Source organism: Pseudomonas sp. NBRC 111132, assembly GCF_001320565.1.
Lineage (GTDB): Bacteria > Pseudomonadota > Gammaproteobacteria > Pseudomonadales > Pseudomonadaceae > Aquipseudomonas > Aquipseudomonas putida_P.
Window position 1 is genome coordinate 11914 of the sequence record NZ_BCBI01000067.1, and the last position, 19061, is coordinate 30974.

At 61.9% G+C, this 19061-nt stretch carries 17 protein-coding genes; 8 read left to right on the top strand and 9 right to left on the bottom strand.

What is annotated here, in order from left to right; translation table 11 throughout:
- Positions 1-80 precede the first annotated feature (80 nt).
- Positions 81-2264, top strand: a complete 2184-nt coding sequence (locus APH35_RS24245; RefSeq protein ID WP_012271905.1) for a GAF domain-containing hybrid sensor histidine kinase/response regulator — start codon at positions 81-83, stop codon at positions 2262-2264.
- A 21-nt stretch (positions 2265-2285) separates the two neighbouring features.
- On the opposite strand, the gene APH35_RS24250 is transcribed toward APH35_RS24245, so the two are convergent.
- Both APH35_RS24250 and APH35_RS24255 read right to left on the bottom strand, forming a co-directional pair.
- On the bottom strand, positions 2286-2918 hold the full coding sequence (locus APH35_RS24250; RefSeq protein ID WP_012271904.1) for a LysE family translocator: 633 nt from the start codon (positions 2916-2918) through the stop codon (positions 2286-2288).
- Positions 2919-2984: 66 nt separating this feature from the next.
- The gene (locus tag APH35_RS24255; RefSeq protein ID WP_060493305.1) at positions 2985-3599 is read right to left on the bottom strand and encodes a LysE family translocator; all 615 of its coding nucleotides are present in this window, start codon (positions 3597-3599) and stop codon (positions 2985-2987) included.
- A 110-nt stretch (positions 3600-3709) separates the two neighbouring features.
- On the opposite strand from APH35_RS24255, the gene APH35_RS24260 reads away from it, so the two are divergent.
- Both APH35_RS24260 and APH35_RS24265 read left to right on the top strand, forming a co-directional pair.
- Positions 3710-4162, top strand: coding sequence for an Lrp/AsnC family transcriptional regulator (locus APH35_RS24260; protein ID WP_012271902.1), 453 nt, complete (start codon positions 3710-3712; stop codon positions 4160-4162).
- A 351-nt stretch (positions 4163-4513) separates the two neighbouring features.
- Positions 4514-5926, top strand: coding sequence for a purine-cytosine permease family protein (locus APH35_RS24265; RefSeq protein WP_060515662.1), 1413 nt, complete (start codon positions 4514-4516; stop codon positions 5924-5926).
- Between the two features lie 63 nt (positions 5927-5989).
- Here the strand turns inward: APH35_RS24265 and APH35_RS24270 are convergent, their stop codons facing one another.
- From APH35_RS24270 to glnT, 5 genes are all read right to left on the bottom strand, one after another.
- A complete protein-coding gene (locus APH35_RS24270) occupies positions 5990-7294 on the bottom strand; it encodes an ammonium transporter (RefSeq protein ID WP_060515663.1) in 1305 nt (434 codons plus the stop codon).
- 139 nt (positions 7295-7433) lie between these two features.
- Positions 7434-8759, bottom strand: coding sequence for an FMN-binding glutamate synthase family protein (locus tag APH35_RS24275; RefSeq protein WP_012271899.1), 1326 nt, complete (start codon positions 8757-8759; stop codon positions 7434-7436).
- Between the two features lie 15 nt (positions 8760-8774).
- The gene (locus APH35_RS24280; protein WP_012271898.1) at positions 8775-9449 is read right to left on the bottom strand and encodes a protein glxC; all 675 of its coding nucleotides are present in this window, start codon (positions 9447-9449) and stop codon (positions 8775-8777) included.
- 27 nt (positions 9450-9476) lie between these two features.
- Positions 9477-10382 (bottom strand): class II glutamine amidotransferase, encoded by a 906-nt coding sequence (locus APH35_RS24285; protein ID WP_012271897.1) that lies wholly within the window; start codon positions 10380-10382, stop codon positions 9477-9479.
- Between the two features lie 66 nt (positions 10383-10448).
- Positions 10449-11783: a type III glutamate--ammonia ligase gene (gene glnT, locus APH35_RS24290; protein ID WP_060515664.1), complete on the bottom strand. Its 1335-nt coding sequence runs from the start codon at positions 11781-11783 to the stop codon at positions 10449-10451.
- A 278-nt stretch (positions 11784-12061) separates the two neighbouring features.
- Here glnT and APH35_RS24295 point away from each other — a divergent pair, with 278 nt between their 5' ends.
- Both APH35_RS24295 and APH35_RS24300 read left to right on the top strand, forming a co-directional pair.
- Positions 12062-12655, top strand: a complete 594-nt coding sequence (locus tag APH35_RS24295) for a helix-turn-helix domain-containing protein (protein WP_012271895.1) — start codon at positions 12062-12064, stop codon at positions 12653-12655.
- Positions 12656-12950: 295 nt separating this feature from the next.
- Positions 12951-13880, top strand: a complete 930-nt coding sequence (locus APH35_RS24300) for a DMT family transporter (protein ID WP_012271894.1) — start codon at positions 12951-12953, stop codon at positions 13878-13880.
- A 71-nt stretch (positions 13881-13951) separates the two neighbouring features.
- Here the strand turns inward: APH35_RS24300 and APH35_RS28630 are convergent, their stop codons facing one another.
- Positions 13952-14824: an RHS repeat-associated core domain-containing protein gene (locus tag APH35_RS28630; RefSeq protein WP_082425857.1), complete on the bottom strand. Its 873-nt coding sequence runs from the start codon at positions 14822-14824 to the stop codon at positions 13952-13954.
- Between the two features lie 173 nt (positions 14825-14997).
- Positions 14998-15906: a LysR family transcriptional regulator gene (locus APH35_RS24305; RefSeq protein WP_060515665.1), complete on the bottom strand. Its 909-nt coding sequence runs from the start codon at positions 15904-15906 to the stop codon at positions 14998-15000.
- Between the two features lie 110 nt (positions 15907-16016).
- On the opposite strand from APH35_RS24305, the gene APH35_RS24310 reads away from it, so the two are divergent.
- The 3 genes from APH35_RS24310 (at position 16017) to APH35_RS24320 (ending at position 19000) form a co-directional block, all read left to right on the top strand.
- Positions 16017-17078: a YeiH family protein gene (locus APH35_RS24310; protein WP_060493310.1), complete on the top strand. Its 1062-nt coding sequence runs from the start codon at positions 16017-16019 to the stop codon at positions 17076-17078.
- A gap of 131 nt (positions 17079-17209) precedes the next feature.
- Positions 17210-18583 (top strand): nucleotide 5'-monophosphate nucleosidase PpnN, encoded by a 1374-nt coding sequence (gene ppnN / locus APH35_RS24315; RefSeq protein ID WP_012271890.1) that lies wholly within the window; start codon positions 17210-17212, stop codon positions 18581-18583.
- Positions 18584-18679: 96 nt separating this feature from the next.
- The gene (locus APH35_RS24320) at positions 18680-19000 is read left to right on the top strand and encodes a DUF2790 domain-containing protein (RefSeq protein ID WP_060515666.1); all 321 of its coding nucleotides are present in this window, start codon (positions 18680-18682) and stop codon (positions 18998-19000) included.
- The last annotated feature ends 61 nt before the right edge of the window (positions 19001-19061 follow it).

The window sequence follows — 19061 nt, forward strand, 5'->3', positions numbered from 1 at the left end:
TGACCGCTACAAAACACTCGCAAATCACGCCATCTCAGTGCATCTTTTAGCTTCTCAAGCTAAAGGATCGGCATCAGGCCATGGCGAAATGGTTAGACGGCGGCGGCTTGATGGCCGAACGCATCCGCAACCACGACTGGACACGTACCAGCCTCGGCCCGCTCGAGGCCTGGCCGGATGCACTCAAGACCACCGTGGCGCTGTGCCTGGCCTCGCGCTTCCCACAGGCCGTGTTGTGGGGCCCCGACCTGCTTACCCTGCACAACGACGCCTTCTTGCCAATCCTCGGGCAGAAACCCTTGGCCCTGGGCGTCCCCTTCCGCGAGGTCTGGCAAGAAGCTTGGGCCGACATCAGCAGCATGGCCGACCGTGCATTGGCCGGTGAAGCGGTGTACATCGAAGACTTCCCGTTGGCGATCGTGCGTAACGGCTGCCCCGAGCGAGCCTATTTCACCTTCTGCTACAGCCCGATACGCGGCCATGACGGCAAGGTGCTGGGCATGCTCGACACGGTCACCGAAACCACCGCCAGCGTGGTCACCAACCAGCGCCTGAATTTTCTCGACAACCTTGGGCGCGCCGTGACCGAGGCCAACGACCCGGACCAGATCATGGCCATCACCACCCGCATGCTGGTCGAGCACCTTGGCCTGTCCAGCTGTGCCTATGCGGTGATGGAGCCGGACCAGGATGGCTTCACTATCTGCGGCGACGCGGTGGCACCCGGTTCACCACGCCTGGTGGGCCAGTACCACCTGCATGACTTCGGCCACATGGCGGTCAGCCGGCTGCGCAGCGGCCTGGCTTTGGTGATCAACGACAACCTCCGCGAGCTGGCGGCTGACGAGGCGGCAACCTTTCAGGCCATCGGCATTACGGCCACTATCTGCATACCGCTGATCAAGGGTGGCAGGTTGACGGCGCTGATGGCCATTCATGACCGCGTGCCAAGGGTATGGACCGACTACGAGCAAGCGCTGATCGGCGAAGTGACCGAACGTTGCTGGGCGCATATCCAGCGGGTGCAGGCCAATGCCGAAGTGCGCGAGGCCATGGCAGCGCTGGAGGCGCTCAACGCCACCCTGGAGCACCGCGTCGAAGAACGTACTACCCAGTTGCTGCACACCGAAGCCGTACTGCGCCAGGCACAAAAGCTGGAAGCCATCGGCCAGCTGACAGGTGGTGTCGCCCACGACTTCAACAACCTGCTGACCATCATTCGGTCCTCGCTGCACTTTCTGCAGCGCCCCGACCTGGACGAGAAACGCCGCGAACGCTACATCAAGACCATGTCCGACACCGTGGACCGCGGCGCCAAGCTGACCGGCCAACTGCTTGCCTTTGCCCGCCGCCAGGCCCTCAGCCCGCAAGTGTTCGAGGCCGGCCCTCGGTTGGAAGCCATGGCCGAAATGCTCGACACCGCCACCGGCGCACGCATCCAGGTCGCACTGAAGCTGCCGCAGGCGCCCTGCCATATCCGCGCCGACCTCAGCCAGCTGGAAACGGCGGTGATCAACCTGATGCTCAACGGACGCGACGCCATGGCCGGCGAAGGTACGTTGCTGCTGCGTCTGCAGGCCGACCAGAGCCTGCCTGCCCTGCGCGGCCAGGCGCCACAGCCTGGCCCGTTTGCGGCCATCTCGGTGAGCGACAGTGGTGTCGGTATTGCCAGCGAGCTGCTGGAGCGCATTTTCGACCCGTTCTTCACCACCAAGGCGCCGGGTGAAGGCACTGGGCTGGGGTTGTCGCAGGTGTTCGGGTTTGCCAAGCAGTCTGGCGGTGACGTGCAGGTGCACAGCGTTCAGGGCCAGGGCACCACCTTTACCCTGTACCTGCCACAGGAGACACCGCCCGCAGCCTTGCCGGCGGATGCCCCAAGCAGCAGCCAGGCGCAGGCGCAGGGCGAACGACGGCGAATACTGGTGGTGGAGGACAACCCTGATCTTGGCAACTTCACCGCTCAAATCCTAGAAGACCACGGCTATCGGATCAGCTATGCGCGCTCGGCGGAAGAGGCCCTGACGCAGCTGGAGGGACCGGCAGGTGACTTTGATGCGGTGTTTTCCGATGTGGTCATGCCCGGCATGGGCGGCCTGGCGCTGGCCCGTGAGCTACGCCGCCTGCACCCACGGTTGCCGGTGATCCTGACGTCGGGTTACAGCGAGGCGATTGCCGAAGGGGGGCACCAGGGGTTCACCTTCCTGGCCAAGCCCTATTCGGCAGAACAGGTGTGCCGCCTGCTCGGGAAAGTGCTGGGCAACTGAACCCACGCTTGTGATGGGCGATCAGCGGCGCCCTTCCGCCAGCATGCGCACGGCAAGGCCAGCCAGTACCGTACCCATCAACCAGCGCTGAACCTGCTGCCACAATGGGCGACCGGCAAGGAACACGGCGATGGATCCGGCCATGATCGCGATCATGGCATTGACCGTGACGCTGATGGCGATCTGCGTCGAACCCAGTACCAGCGATTGCAACAGCACACTGCCGTGCCCCGGTTCGATGAACTGCGGCATCAGCGACAGGTACATGACGGCGATCTTCGGGTTCAGCAGGCTGGTGGCAAAGCCCATGGTGAACAACCGCCTCGGGCTGTCGGCAGGCAGGTCACGCACCTGGAACGGCGAACGACCACCGGGGCGCAGCGCCTGCCAGGCCAGGTACAACAGGTACAGCGCACCGCCGATGCGCAACGCATCGTAGGCAAAGGGTACGGCCATCACCAGGGCAGTGATGCCCAACGCGGCGCAGAACATATAGATAACGAAGCCCAGGGCCACACCGCCGAGGGAAATCAACCCGGCCTTGCGGCCCTGACAGATCGAGCGGGAGATCAGGTAGATCATGTTCGGCCCTGGGGTAAGGACCATGCCAAGGCAGATCAGGGCGAAGGTGAGCAGTTGGGTGATATCGGGCATGGGGCACATCCTTGTTGTGCATTGGGCTGCAGCGAGTTTATCCGAAGCCATCGCATACAGGTGAGTTCAGTTGATTTGCCCTGCAATCAGTCCCAAGGCTACTGCAATCATTGCCACCCCCGACACCCGCCCGACCAGTTTCGCCGCCCCTGGCCGTGTGCTCAGTACCGCCTTGGCGCCGTAACCCACCAGCGAATAGATCACCAGTGAACTGCACAGGTGCACCAGCCCCAGCAACAAGATCTGCAACGGCACCGGCCAGCTCGACTGCGGGTCGGTGAACTGCGGCAACAAGGCCAGGAACAGCAGGAACACTTTCGGGTTCAGGCCACTGACGCAAAACCCCTTGAACGCCCAGCGCGAACCCGACTCCCCCGCACCGCCCTGCCCGGCCGCCGGCAATGCCGGGCTCAGCAACAGGTTGCCGCCCAGCCATAGCAGGTAGCTGCAACCCGCCAGGGTCAGCAAGGTCAGCGCCAAGGGGTGGCCTGCCAGCAGGCTGCCGACCCCGGCCGCCACCACCAGCGTGGCCAGAAAATGCCCCGACAACATCCCCACCACCGCCGGCATCACCCAGCGCCCGCGCATGCCCGCCGAGATGGCGTAGGCCCAGTCTGCACCCGGGGTCATCACGAACAGCATCGACACGGCCCAAAACGCCGTCAGCACACTGATAGCCACTTGAATCTTCCTTATCTACTGCGTTGGATGTCGAAAGATTACGGATTCCTCCCGGGGATTTTCTTTCGTATATTCCCCCTCTTCATTTATTTACTGGAAGATTCTCCCCCATGGACCGAACAGATCGAAAAATCCTTGCCGAACTGCAAAAGGATGGGCGGCTGTCGGTAACCGAGCTGGCCGACCGCGTAGGGCTCAGCCTGTCGCCCTGCCATCGGCGCTTGAAGGCGCTGGAAGAGTCCGGAGCGATTCTGGGCTATCACGCCCGCTTGGCGCCGAGCGCCCTGGGGCTGAACTTTGCCGCGTTGGTGTTCGTTACCCTGCGCGAGGTAACCCGCCAACCGGTGGCGGACTTTGAAGCGGCACTGGCGGAGATCCCGCAGATCGTCGAGGCGCAGCGGCTGTTCGGCGACCCGGATTATTTGCTGCATGTGGTGGCCAAGGACCTGCCGGCGTTTCAGAAGCTGTATGACGAGAAACTGACCAGCATTCCCAATGTGAAGCGCCTGAGTTCGACCTTGGTGATGAAAGAGGTGATCCAAGACCGGTTGTTGCCGATGTAGCCGTTTGCTCCTGTGCTGGCCCTTTCGCGGACAACCCCGCGAAAGGGCCATTACTGGCAACCATTCAGCTGCCCTGAAAATGGGCATGGTGCACCAGCAAAGCCCACCACTTGCTACGGGCAAAGGGCTCACCCCCTCTATCCCAAGCCTTCCCGCCTGCTGGCACCCTCCTTGCTACCGTCCCCCGCTTAAGCTTTTGTCAGCCTTAGGTTTTTTAAGGTTTATGGGTACATATTTACTAATTTCTCGTTATCCCCGCGCCCCGCATCATCGCTCCAACAAGAACGCGTCGCCCATCGCCGGCACGCCCCCGGGCAGCTCCCGATGCCCTACCTTGCCTTGGAGTCAGTCATGACCAGTGCAGCCAATTCGGCACCCCTGATAGAAAAACACACGATCGGCTATGTGCCCCCGCAAGACCGCCATGGAAAGGTAAGGGATCTGTTCACACTGTGGTTCGGCGGCAACATCGCGCCGCTACCCATCGTCACCGGCGCGCTGGGCGTGCAGTTGTTCCACCTGAACCTGGTATGGGGCATCGTCGCCATCCTGGTCGGCCACCTGGTCGGCGGTGTGCTGATGGCGCTGCACTCGGCCCAGGGCCCGCAAATGGGCATCCCGCAGATGATCCAGAGCCGCGCCCAGTTCGGCACCCTCGGTGCGCTGCTGGTGGTAGTGATCGCCGGCGTCATGTACATCGGCTTCTTCGCGTCCAACATCGTGCTTGCCGGCAAGTCACTGCATGGCGTGGTCGACGCCGTACCGGTACCGGTCGGCATCGTCATCGGTGCATTGGGCTCGGGCATCATCGGCATCATCGGCTACCGCTTCATTCACGTGCTCAACCGCATCGGCACCTGGGTGCTGGGCATCGGCATCGTGGTCGGCTTCGGCTACATCTTCACCCATGTACAAAGCGACGACTTCCTCACCCGCGGCGGCTTCAACCTGGCTGGCTGGTTGGCCACCGTTTCGCTGGCGGCGCTGTGGCAAATCGCCTTTGCGCCCTATGTGTCGGACTATTCACGCTACCTGCCGGCAGATGTGAAAGTCAGCTCGACGTTCTGGACCACCTACCTGGGCTCAGCCCTGGGTTCGAGCCTGTCGTTCATTTTCGGCGCCGTGGCCGTGCTGGCGATCCCGGCCGGCATGGACACCATGGACGCGGTCAAACTGGCCACCGGTACCCTCGGCCCGATCATGCTGGTGCTGTTTCTGCTCAGCGTCATCAGCCACAATGCCCTCAACCTGTATGGTGCGGTGCTGTCGATCATCACCCTGATCCAGACCTTCGCCTACCGTTGGATCCCTACCGCCAAGAGCCGCGCCGTGCTGTCGTTGATCGTGCTGGCAGCCTGCAGCGTGGTAGCGGTGTTCGCTTCGGCAGATTTCATCGGCCACTTCGTCGACATGGTGCTGGTGCTGCTGGTGGTGCTGGTGCCATGGACGGCGATCAACCTGATCGACTTTTATGCCATTCACAAGGGCGACTACGACATCCAGTCGATCTTCCAGGTCGATGGCGGTATCTACGGCCGTTACAACCCACAGGCGCTGATCGCCTATACAGTGGGTATCGTGGTGCAGATCCCGTTCATGAACACACCCCTGTATGTCGGGCCGATTTCCGAGCACATCAACGGGGCTGACCTGTCATGGCTGGTAGGGCTGGCGATTACTTCACCGCTGTACTGGTGGCTGGCCAGCCGTGACAGTGCCTACCGTCGCCGGCAGATGAGTGCCAAGTTGGCCATGGGGCACTGATTCAAACTGCACCGGCCCCTTCGCGGGTAAAACCACGAAGGGGCCGGCAGGCACAACGTGTTGTCAAAGGTTATAAGCGCGCTCATTGTGCTCCGCCAGGTCCAGCCCTTGCTCTTCTTCCTCTCGGCTGGCCCGCAACCCGATGGTCAGCTTGATGGCCGCGAGAATTACCCAGCTCACCACGAAGCAGTAAACGAAGGTGAACGCCACACCCTTCAACTGCACCAGTGCTTGCCCAATGGGCGATGCGCCTTCCACATAGCCACCCAGTGCCGGCGCGGCAAACACACCGGTCAGAATCGCCCCGACCATCCCACCCACACCATGCAGCCCGAACACATCAAGGCTGTCGTCATACCCTAGCGCCTGCTTGAGCCGGGTCACGGCAAAGAAGCAGATGGCCCCGGTCAACACACCGATCACCAGTGCCCCCAGCGGCCCGACGAATGCGCAGGCCGGTGTAATACCCACCAGCCCCGCCAGTGCCCCCGACGCAGCACCCAAGGCAGTCGGTCGACCATGCATCACCTTCTCGGTCAGCAACCAACCGACAATCCCCGCGCAGGCCGCCACCATGGTCGCCAGCATCACCACCCCTGCCCCCTGGTTCGCGGCAAGCCCCGACCCAACGTTGAAGCCGAACCAGCCCACCCACAACAACCCCGCGCCCACCAGAGTAAAACCCAGGTTATGCGGCGGCATGGCCACCTGCGGGTAGCCCTTGCGCTTGCCCAGCATCAACGCCGCCGCCAAGGCCGCCACGCCGGAATTGATGTGCACCGCAGTGCCGCCGGCGAAGTCCAGCACCCCCCAGTTGACCATCAGTGCCCCCGGCCCGCCCCATACCATATGGGCAATAGGTGCATACACCAGCACGAACCACGCCGCCATGAACAGCAACGAGGCGGTGAACTTCATGCGCTCTGCAAAACCACCGGCAATCAGCGCTGGGGTGATGATGGCGAACGTCAGCTGAAACACCGCAAACACACCTTCGGGGATGGTGCCGACCAGGCTGTCATGGCCGATATCCAGCATCAGCGCCTTGTCCAACCCGCCGATGAAACTGTTGAAGGTGAGCTGGCCCTCGACCATGCCGGTGGTATCGACCACCAGACTGTAGCCGAACAGCACCCAGATAATGCCGATAACGCCGGCCACGGCGAACAGCTGGGTGAACACAGAAAGAAAGTTCTTGGCCCGCACCATGCCGCCGTAAAACATCGCCAGGCCGGGGATGCACATCATCAGCACGAACATCGCGGCGCAGATCATCCAGGCGGTGTTGCCGGTGTCCAGGGTGGTTTCGGCGGCAGTGGCCTGGGTGGCCAGGGCTACAAACATTACAGCGAGGGTGAGGTGCTTCATGACGTCACTCCTGTGGGAATGGTGGGTGGCTTTGGGGCTGCTGTGCAGCCCATCGCGACACAAGGCCGCTCCTACAAGGGACCGTGTAGGAGCGGCCTTGTGTCGCGAATGGGCCGCAAAGCGGCCCCCGATGCTCAACTCAATACTGCGCCTGCCCTGGCACCCAGGCAGTCCCCGCCAACGGCACCCGCGCCATCGCCGCAGCCTCCACGGTCAACGCCACCAGGTCCTCCGGGTCTAGGTTGTGCAGGTGCGACTTGCCACACGCCCGCGCCATGGTCTGCGCCTCCAGCACCAGCACCCGCAGGTAGTTCGCCAGCCGGCGCCCCGCCTCTTCCGGGTTCAGGCGCTTGGCCAGCTCGGGGTCCTGGGTGGTGATGCCGGCCGGGTCGCGGCCGTTCTGCCAGTCATCATAGAAGCCGGCGGCCGAGCCAATCTTCTTCAGCTCACTGTCCAGACGCGGATGGTTGTCACCCAAGGCGATCAATGCCGCCGTGCCAATAGCCACCGCATCGGCCCCCAAAGCCATGGCCTTGGCCACGTCGGCACCGTTGCGAATGCCCCCCGAGACAATCAGCTGTACCTTGCGGTGCATGCCCATTTCCTGCAGCGCCTGCACCGCCTGCGGGATGGCCGGCAGAATCGGGATGCCGACATGCTCGATGAACACTTCCTGAGTCGCTGCGGTACCGCCCTGCATGCCATCGAGCACGATCACATCAGCACCCGCCTTAACCGCCAGCTTGACGTCGTAGTACGGGCGGCTAGCACCGATTTTCACGTAGATCGGCTTTTCCCAGTCGGTGATCTCACGAATCTCGGCAATCTTGATCGCCAGGTCGTCCGGGCCGGTCCAGTCCGGATGGCGGCAGGCACTGCGCTGGTCGACGCCGACCGGCAAGGTGCGCATGCCGGCCACTCGCTCGGTCACTTTCATGCCCAGCAGCATGCCGCCACCGCCCGGCTTGGCGCCCTGGCCGAGGACGATCTCGATGGCGTCGGCCTTGCGCAAGTCGTCGGGGTTCATGCCGTAGCGCGATGGCAGGTACTGATACACCAGGTGCTGCGACTGGCCGCGCTCTTCCGGGGTCATGCCGCCGTCGCCAGTGGTGGTGCTGGTGCCAGCGATGGTCGCACCACGGCCCAGCGCTTCCTTGGCGTTGGCCGACAGCGCGCCGAAACTCATGCCGGCGATGGTCACTGGGATTTTCAGGTGAATCGGTTTTTTCGCAAAGCGGTTGCCCAGCACCACATCAGTGCCGCATTTCTCGCGGTAGCCTTCCAGCGGGTAGCGCGACACGCTGGCCCCCAGCAGCAGCAGGTCGTCGAAGTGGGGCACGCGGCGCTTGGTACCACCGCCGCGGATGTCGTAGATGCCGGTTTCGGCAGCACGCTGGATTTCCTGGATGGTCAGGCGATCGAAAGTGGCCGACTCACGCAGTACCGGGGGAAATTGCTCGCTCATTGGAATGCTCCTGGATCAATATGCGCTGGCGTTGTCGACTTTGAAGTTGTACAGCTGGCGGGCCGAGCCGTAGCGTTTGAAATCGGCAGCCTTATGGTCCAGGCCGGCCTTGTTCAGCAGTTCCTGCAGCTCTTGCAGGTGTTCGGCGCGCATCTCTTTTTCAATGCAGTCCGAGCCCAGCGACTGCACCGCGCCCTTGACGTAGATACGTACCTCGTACAGCGAATCGCCCAGTGCATCGCCGGCATCGCCGCAGACCACCAGGCGCCCGGCCTGGCCCATGAAGCAGCTCATGTGGCCGATGCTGCCGCCCACCACGATGTCCACGCCCTTCATGGAAATGCCGCAACGGGCACCGGCGTCACCCTCGATCACCAGCAACCCACCATGGGCGGTAGCACCGGCGGCCTGGGAAGCACTACCTTTGACCCGCACCGAGCCAGACATCATGTTCTCGGCCACCCCCACACCGACATTGCCATGCACGGTGACGCTGGCCTGCTGGTTCATGCCGGCGCAGTAGTAGCCAGCGTGGCCTTCGATATCCACGGCCACGGCAGCGTTGATGCCCACGGCCAGGTTGTGTTTGCCGTCCGGGTGGGTAACCCGCCATTCCTGGTCTTGCACCTCGCCATGCAGGGACTGGTTGAGCACGCGCACCGCAGTGTTGGAAAGGTCGATCGTTTTCATGAGGTTCTCCAGGGGTTCGATGGCAAGTCAGGCGCTTTCGCGCTCCCAGACGTACAAAGTGGCCGGCGCCGGCTCCCAGACCTTTGCGTGCTCGATGCCAGGCAAGCTGGCCAGCGCCTGGTATTCCGAAGCCATGGCCACGTAATCGTCGGTCTCGGCCAGCACCGCAGGCTTGCAGGCAATCGGGTCGCGGATCACGGCAAAGCCGTTGCGGGTGCCGATGGCGAACGTGAAGAAGCCGTCCAGGTCTTCCAGCGCGCCATCCAGGGCCTGGGCCAGGCTGTCCCCCTGTTGCAGGCGCCAGGTCAGGTAGCCGGCGGCCACTTCGGTGTCGTTGTCGGTCTCGAAGCTGATGCCTTCGCGCTTGAGTTTCTGGCGCAGGCGAAAGTGGTTGGACAACGAACCGTTGTGCACCAGGCACAGGTCGGCACCGGTAGAGAATGGGTGGCTGCCTTCCATGGTCACGGCGCTTTCGGTGGCCATGCGGGTATGGCCGATGATGTGGCTGCCCTTCATCGCGGCCAGGCCGAAGCGGCTGGAAATTTCTGCCGGCAACCCCATGCCCTTGAGAATTTCGATGCTCTGCCCGGCGCTCATGATGCGCACGTCGGGCGCCAGCTCGGCCAACGCGGCACGGGCGGTGGCTTCATCGGTGTGCACTTTGAGCACAGCAGCGCTGGCGTTCTGGAACCCGTTCAGCGAGCAGCCCAGGCGGCCTTCCAACTGGCCCATCAGGGTTGCCCAGGGGTAGTCGATGTCAGCGGCCTGCAGGGTCAACTTGACCCAGCCATCGGCCACCTCGTCGCCATAGATGGCAAAGCCGGCGCTGTCCGGGCCACGGTCGGTCATGGCTTCGAGCATGGGCTCGAAGAGCTTGCCAAGCTGGGCGTGCAGCTCGGGCTTTTTCAGGTACAGACCTACGATTCCACACATGGTGATGCTCCTTACTAGGCAGTGGGCGACCGCTTTGCTGCTGGCCGCCCAAGGGATTGGGGGCGGTCAGAAGAATTCGGTGTAGCGCTGGATTTCCCAGTCGGAAACGTGCCGGCAGTACTCCACCCACTCCATGCGCTTGAGCTTGATGAACTCGTCGACGATCTCGGCGCCCAGCACCTCGCGGAACAGCGGGTCGGCTTGAAGTGCGTCAACGGCTTCCTTCAGCGATTGCGGCAGGGTTTTGATGCCGCGCGCGGCAATGTCTTCAAGGCTCAGGTTGTAGAGGTTTTCATTGCACATCTCGCCTGGCTCCAACTGGCGGTCGATGCCATCGAGGCCGGCGGCAATGATTGCAGCGGTGACCAGGTACGGGTTGCAACCGGCGTCCGGCAAGCGGAATTCCAGGCGACCATAAGGAATGCGCACCATCGCCGAGCGGTTGTTGGCCCCCCAGGCTACGAAGGCCGGGGCCCACGTCGAACCCGACAACGAGCGCCCCACCACCAGACGCTTGTAGGAGTTGACCGTTGGCGCCGCGAAGGCACACAACGCCGGGCCGTGGGCCAGCAGCCCTGCAGCAAAGTGGTAGGCCAGCTTCGACAGGCCCATGCCGCTGCTGTCGGACGGGTCGTGGAACAGGTTCTTGTTGGTGCTGCTGGCCAGCGACAGATGAAAGTGCATGCCATTACCAGCGCGCTTGGGGTCGGGCTTGGGCATGAACGAGCAGATCATCCCCAGGTCGTTGGCGATCTCGCCGGCGGCCATGCGGAAGAAGGTGAAACGGTCGGCCGACTCCATGGCGTCACTGTAGGTGTAGTTGATCTCGAACTGGCCGTTGGCGTCCTCGTGGTCGATCTGGTAGATGTCGAAACCCACCGGTTGCAACGCCTCGGTCAGGCGCTCGAGGAACAGCCGCGAGCGTGACAGGCCCTTGTAGTCGTAACACGGCTTGTCGAGGTTGTCGGAGGCATCCACCAGTTGCAGCTTGCCACCCTCGTCGCGGCGAAACAGGCTGAACTCGGGCTCAAGGCCGGTGTTCAGCGTCCACCCCTTTTCGGCCAGGCGCTGCACCTGCTGTTGCAACACGTGACGGCTGTCGTAGGGCCACGGCTGGCCGTTTACATGGCCCACGCATACCACGCGGCCATAACCCGGCTGCCATGGCACCGGAATCAAGGTAGTCAGGTCGCCGCGGGCCATGAAGTCCGGTCCGTGTGGCTCCATGCCCATGCCGCAGATGGCGAAGCCGGCAAAACCGGCGCCCTCTTCGGCGACCATCTTCAGGCCGGAGACCGGCACCGATTTGGTCTTCGCCGAGCCATGAATATCGACGAACTGCGCCAGCACGTACTTGATGCCGTGTTGGTCGAGCGTGCGCTGGGTTTCTGCTGGCAACATGGGTTGAACACTCCTGGGCAAGGGGCAATGATTCCGCACGAGAAAATTACTTTCCTCACAGGAATGCAACGAGCTTGCCAACTTATCCAAAGCGTTCTTTATCCAGGCCTGTACCCGCCAAGACGCCAGTACAGGCTGGGCAAAACCCAGGCAGCTTTTTATGCTCTATTTATGGGAAACTCGTTTTCTTCTGAGGAAAGAAGCGGCCACGCCGCTGCATTTCGCACTTTCCAAGTGCGAAAATATTATTCTTGAACTGAAACCGTGCAGGGCATTAGATGTCGACCGAAACCCAACCGCGCCTTCGCCTGGAGCAATACCTGGGCCTGCAGATCAAGCGCCAGCGCCAGGCCCAGTCCCTCAAGCTCGCCGACGTGGCGCGCATCGCCGGCATCAGCCAGGGCATGCTGAGCAAGATCGAGAATGCTCAGGTATCCACCAGCCTCGACACCCTAAGCCGCCTGTGCGACGTGCTGGGTATGCCGATGGCCAAGCTGTTCAGCCAATATGATCAGCCCGACGGCAATGCCCTGCTGGTAAAAGCCGGTGAAGGGCTGGAGGTGGTGCGCCGTGGCACCGAGAAGGGCCACACCTACCATTTGCTCAATCACGCCAGAGGGCCGAAGAAGCACTTCGAGGCTTACATGGTGAGCATGGACGACGCCAGCGAAGAGTTCCCGACCTTCGCCCACCCAGGCACCGAGTTCCTCCATTTGCTGGAAGGCGAACTGGTGTACCGCCACGGCAACCAGCTCTACCACATGCACGCTGGCGACAGCCTGACCTTCGACGGCGAAACCCCGCACGGCCCGGAGCAACTGGTGCAAGTGCCGATTCGCCTGCTGTCGATCATGAACTACGGCGACGAGTAGGACGGCGCTGCAAGGCAACCATCGATGTCGCGATCAGACAAGCACACGTCGCCCGCAATCGGCTGCAAAACCCTGTATACAAAAATAATACACACATCGACCAGCCCCGCGCCGTGGGCTGGACGACGTGGTAACCGCGAGTAAAACAGCCTCGCTTCACAATTCCAACGCTGTGGCGCCTTTTTGCACCGGGCAATTCGTCCGGGCTCATAACGATAAAACTCCCAGTATTAGAGACCCGCGCCGCGCCAGCCGGGAGTGTTTGCGCGCGCCACATTGTGAAGACTTGACTGCCATGATCGCGACTTCAATCCCCGTAGCCGGTGCTGCCACCGGCCACCGCAACGCCCTGTGCGTTGCCCATATTGCCGCTGTGTTGTTCGGCTTGACCGGCATTCTCGGTCACCTGATAGAAGCCGATGCCAGCATCATCACCTTCGGCCGCGCCACCTTCGCCTTCATTGCCTTGGGCTTCGTCGCCGGGCTCAAGGGGACACGCCTGCTCGATGCGCTGACCCTGCGCAACCTGCCAGTGCTGGGCCTGACCGGCGCCCTGCTGGCGACCCACTGGGTGACCTTCTTCATTGCCGTGAAAGTCGGTGGCGTAGCGGTTGCCACCCTGGGCTTCGCCAGCTTCCCGGCGTTCATCGCCATGGTCGAGCGTGGCGTGTTCGGCCAGCGCATCGGTGCGGTACAAGGTGTGCTGTTGCTGATGGTCACGGCCGGCCTGGTGCTGGTAGTACCCACCTTCGACCTGCTCGACAAAGGCACCCTCGGCCTGTTTTGGGGGTTGGGCTCGGGCCTGGCGTTCGCCTTGCTGACCGTAGCCAACCGCCGCAATGCATCGAGCATGAATGCCATGCAGGTAGCCTTCTGGCAAAACGTGGTGGTGGCCGTACTGGTGGCGCCGTTTGCCTTCACCCACCTGGGCAACACCAGCCTGGCCAGCAGCGACTGGATCAACCTGGCACTGCTCGGGGTGTTCTGCACCGGCCTGTCGCAATTCCTGTTCGTCAGGAGCCTGAAAGGGCTGGAAGCGCGCACGGCGGGCATGATCATCGCGCTGGAGCCGGTTTACGCGATCATGGGTGCCTGGTGGTTGTTTGGTGACCAGCCGAGCCTGCGTATGGCGGCGGGTGCCGCGTTGATCGTGCTGGCTACCCTTCTGGCGGCAGCGCGAAAGGCGCCAGCGGCGCAAGGCGATACCAGTCGCTGCGCGCATTGAATGTGTGTCCTGGGCGTGGCTCAACGCATGCCGTGCCTGCTTAACGAAAGCGAGAAGGCTTATTTCTGGAGTTAGCGTCGCCTAGGGGGTGGAGAAGGGGGCGCTTTTGGTGGTCCATAGCGCTCAAGCATCTCATCAAACCGGTCAATCTCCCTTTGGAAACGCACATCCCACATTGCTTTAGCTACTTCAGGCCACGCTGCCCCTGCAAGCTGCGGTCTCTCGTGCTGAGCAGCAGGAAGAGAGAAACCCTTAAGATCTCTTTTACGGACTTCGTAAGATTTAGAATTTCCGAGCCCTCGTGCGGGTTTGAAAGGTCCCACGCCCAAGACAAAAATATTCAGCTTCGCCTCATAGTGACCAACCGGCAAATGAAAAATGGGGCTACCAGCCACAAAATCCGCTGCAAACCCATTGGTTGCAAAATTGTATTTTAGGTCCCATCGAGTGTACGCATAGTGCGGAGCGTCATGCTTATATAACCGTGCAACTACGACATTCTTTTCCATCGGCCCTCGATGTATTCCCTTCGCCACTTTCCGGAAATGCAAAAGCTGTGGGTGCAAGCTTGATGGAAAACCCTCCTTTTGCAAAATATTGATATCCAAGGTCGTTTGAGGGTTCACGTGCCCCCTGGACGTATTCCTGGAAGACCCAGAAGGATCAACATAATTCATAGGATCACCAGAGCAATAGGCATACGCATTTATCCCCCCGCCACCAAACGGGCTTAAAAAATCAGGACGGGTAAAACGGCAGATTGAAGGGCTGTACAGACGCCGACCATTTCCTAGCGGATACAAGCCACTTATCGTGTCAAACCACTGGCCGGCGAATCCGACAATGGGCGAATATTGTGATTTACCGGAAAAGCCGTAAGGTGTATAGGATTGACCATAAGTCGGGCGATTCTGGATACCAGCATTTCGAAGGTTGCATCTCATCTAGACTACTCCAGATTTCAAGCATCGAATGCCTTCACCTTAAATAGATACGGGGGCTTTGAACACTGGCGTTTTTGACAGGTTACTTGGTTATATCGACCCTCGTGCTGGCGCTATCAGGTAGCAGACTTCGGCAACTGGCTGCACGTCTCCCACCGGCTACAGAAACATCTTCAAGGTGAATGGACTTCACCCGCTCCTGCCCCTTGCATATCAACACACAATTCAAGGAACCGCGAAGCCGCCCGCGACGGTGTAGCCGCATGCGGCACCAGTATGGAAAACCGCCGCACCAGTGCCTGGGGCGCCACCTGCAACCTGTGCAGCGCCCCATCCTCATGGCGGATGGACATCGCCGACACAAAACCAACGCCCATCCCCGCACGCACCGCCTCCTTCACCCCTTCCACCCCGGCAATCTCCAGCGCTACGCGCATCGCTACACCATCACGGGCAAATGCCCGCTCGACGATCTGCCGCACCCCCGAGCCGCTCTCGCGCAGCACCAACGGGTAGGCACCCAGCGACGCCAAGGCCTGCTGGTCACTGCCAGCCAGCGGATGACCACTGGGCACGATGGCAACGATCTCGTCCTCCCGCCAGGCCGTCACTGCCGTGCCCAAGGGCAACTCCTGCCCGGGCGGCCCTTCGATCAGGGCGATGTCGACACTGTCCAGCGCAGCGACGATTTCCGCCGTGTTGCCGTGCGATGTCGTCACCAGCACCTCCGGGTGGCGGGCATGGAAGTCGGCAATCAGGTAAGGCAGCAGGTAGCTGGCGGGTGTGGTACTGGCACCGATACGCAAGGTACCGCGCTCCAGGCCACGCATGGCCTCGCGCAATGCCCGGGCCTGGCGGAAGGTCTCGCGCAGGCGCTCGGCATGGGCCAGCAACTGCTCGCCGGCTGCCGTCAACCGCACACCACGGCCGGCACGCTGATACAGCGGCTCGCCAAACGCCTCCTGCAACAGCTTGAGCTGGCCGGACACCGCCGGCTGCGACAAGTGCAAGGCCTGGGCTGCATGGCTGATGTTGCCGTGCTCGGCAACGGTGGCGAACGTTATCAGCTGTTCTGGGGTCATGAATTAAAAATATCAGCTATTCGGATATTTGCCATCCTAAATTACGATTTTTTATAAGCTTATAACCAGATTAACGTAGGCCTTGTCGAAACACTTTCCGGAGGACTCACATGGCCACGGTTCCGTCCAACCCTGCCTTTGCCCCTACCCTCTCTACCCGAGGGCGGCTCAATGGCATCCTGTTCGTCGCGCTGTTCGCGCTTGCAGTCACTCAACTGGCTGCCCTGCCCGCCATCGCCAACCTGGGCATCAGCCCATTGATCGTCGGTATCGTCGCCGGTGCACTGTATGGCAACGCGCTGCGTGACGGTGTACCGGCAAGCTGGGCGGCTGGTATCAACTTTTCCGCTCGCGGCCTGTTGCGCATCGCCGTGGCATTCTTCGGCCTGCGGGTAAGCCTGCAGGAAATTGCCGAGGTCGGCTGGTCGGGGCTCATCGTGTCGGTGCTGGTGGTGTCCAGCACCCTGCTGATCGGCCTGTGGTGCGGCATGAAAGTATTCAAGCTGGACCGCGATACTGCCTTGCTGACCGCCGCCGGCAGCGCCATCTGCGGCGCTGCCGCCGTGCTGGCATTCGAATCGGCGCTGCGCAGCGCCCCGCATAAAAGCGCCATGGCGGTCGGTAGCGTGGTGCTGTTCGGTACCTTGTCGATGTTCCTTTACCCACTGGCGATCAACGCCGGCTGGCTGCACCTTGACACCATGGGCGCCGGGCTTTTGCTGGGCGGCACCATCCACGAAGTGGCGCAGGTGGTCGGCGCGGCCAGCAACGTCAGCCCCGAGGCCACGCACATCGCCACCATCGTCAAGATGACCCGGGTCATGCTGCTGGTGCCGGTGCTGTTGGTGGTGGGCCTGTGGATCAGCCGGTCGCGCCAGGCCGGCCTGGCGCAGGGCAACGGGCGCATCGCCATGCCTTGGTTCGCCTTCGGCTTTCTTGCCCTGGTGCTGGTCAATTCGCTGCAGGTGCTGCCCGGCAGCGTGACCCAGGCGGTGAACAGCCTGGACACCTTTGCCTTGACCATGGCCATGACCGCGCTGGGGATGGAGACGCGCTTCAGCCAGATCCGCCAGGCCGGGCCAAAGGCGCTGGCTACCGGGGCGATTCTTAACCTGTGGCTGGTCGGGGGTGGTTTGGCGATTACCCTCGGTGTGCAGAAGCTGTTGGGATGATTCAAGACCGAGTCGCCCGCTTTGCAGGCGACTCGGTTTCAAGCTTTTTCCACGCCCCCCTCGTTGCCGTCCACATTTCTCGGTATGGTGTTGTCAAAGAAGGATGTTTTACCCGCACAGGAAAGACTTAGATGCCTCAACGCAATGTCATCAATGCATCCGTCAGCCCCAAAGGCAGCCTGGAAACGCTGTCACAACGTGAAGTGCAGCAACTGAGTGAAGTCGGTACCGGTAGCCTTTACACCCTGTTCCGCCAGTGCGCCCTGGCCATCCTCAACACCGGCGCCCATGTCGACAATGCCAAGACCATCCTTGAGGCTTACAAGGACTTCGAGGTCAGGATCCACCAACAAGACCGTGGCGTGCGCCTGGAGCTGCTCAATGCGCCGGCCGATGCCTTCGTCGATGGCGAAATGATCGCCAGCACCCGCGAAATGCTGTTCAGCGCCCTGCGCGACATCGTCTACACCGAAAGCGAGCTGGCCAGCCAGCGCATCGATCTGGAAAGCTCCCAGGGCATCACCGATTACGTGTTCCACCTGCTGCGCAACGCGCGCACCCTGCGCCCGGGCGTGGAGCCGAAGATGGTGGTGTGCTGGGGCGGCCACTCGATCAGCACCGAGGAATACCAGTACACCAAGAAGGTCGGCCACGAGCTGGGCCTGCGCAAGCTGGATGTGTGCACCGGCTGCGGCCCTGGCGTGATGAAGGGGCCGATGAAAGGCGCCACCATCGCCCACGCCAAGCAACGCATGCACGGCAGCCGCTACCTGGGCCTGACCGAGCCAGGCATCATCGCCGCCGAGGCACCCAACCCGATCGTAAACGAACTGGTGATCCTGCCGGACATCGAGAAGCGCCTGGAAGCCTTCGTGCGTGTCGGCCATGGCATCATCATCTTCCCCGGCGGTGCCGGTACGGCAGAGGAGTTCCTCTACCTGCTGGGCATCCTCATGCACCCGGACAACCAAGGCCTGCCCTTCCCTGTGGTTCTCACCGGCCCGCGCAGTGCCGAGCCGTACCTGCAACAGCTGCACGCCTTCGTCGGCGCCACCCTGGGTGAAGCAGCGCACCGCCTGTACGAGATCATCATCGACGACCCGGCGGAAGTCTCCCGGCACATGGTCGAAGGGCTCAAGGCGGTGAAGCAGTTCCGCCGCGAGCGCAACGATGCCTTCCACTTCAACTGGTTGCTGAAGATCGAGGAGAGCTTCCAGCGCCCGTTCGATCCGACCCACCAAGCCATGGCCGAACTGGACCTACGCCGCGCGCTACCGCCCCATGAGCTGGCAGCCAACCTGCGTCGGGCGTTTTCTGGCATCGTCGCCGGCAACGTCAAGGACAAAGGCATCCGCCTGATCGAGGAACACGGGCCCTATCAGATTCACGGCGACAGTGCCGTGCTGGACCCACTGGGCCGGCTGCTGCAGGCGTTCGTCGACCAGCACCGCATGAAATTGCCCGGCGGCGCGGCGTACGTACCGTGCTACCAGGTGGCGACCTGAGCGTCCCTTTCTGAAATGTAAGTTTGCCGTCATGCCCCTGTGGGTTGGCCATCGATAGCCTGAGTGCCGAGATGACTGACCTACAGAGGTTCGAGGATGAAAGCCTTATTTTCTGGCGGCGCATTGCTGCTAGTGCTGACTGGCCAGGCGCTGGCCTTTTCCGATGACCGTACCGAGCAGCAGCTGGCTGAACACCAGCAGGCGGTTTTGGCGTATGCGGCCAAGGCGGGCAAGCCGATGCCAACGGTCGAGGACTATCGCTACGGCATGAAACTGGATATCGCCAGTGTCGTGCGACAGTCCGGTGACCCACGAACCTGCACCGTAACGCCGAAGCTGATGACTTTCGAAGACAGCCAGGGGCGCTTGCAGACCATTCGCTACAGCGCGCAGTCGCAGTGCATCAACAACAAGTAAATACAACCGCCGCATCGTACATGTTTTGATCTTGATCTTGATCTTGATCTTGATCTTGATC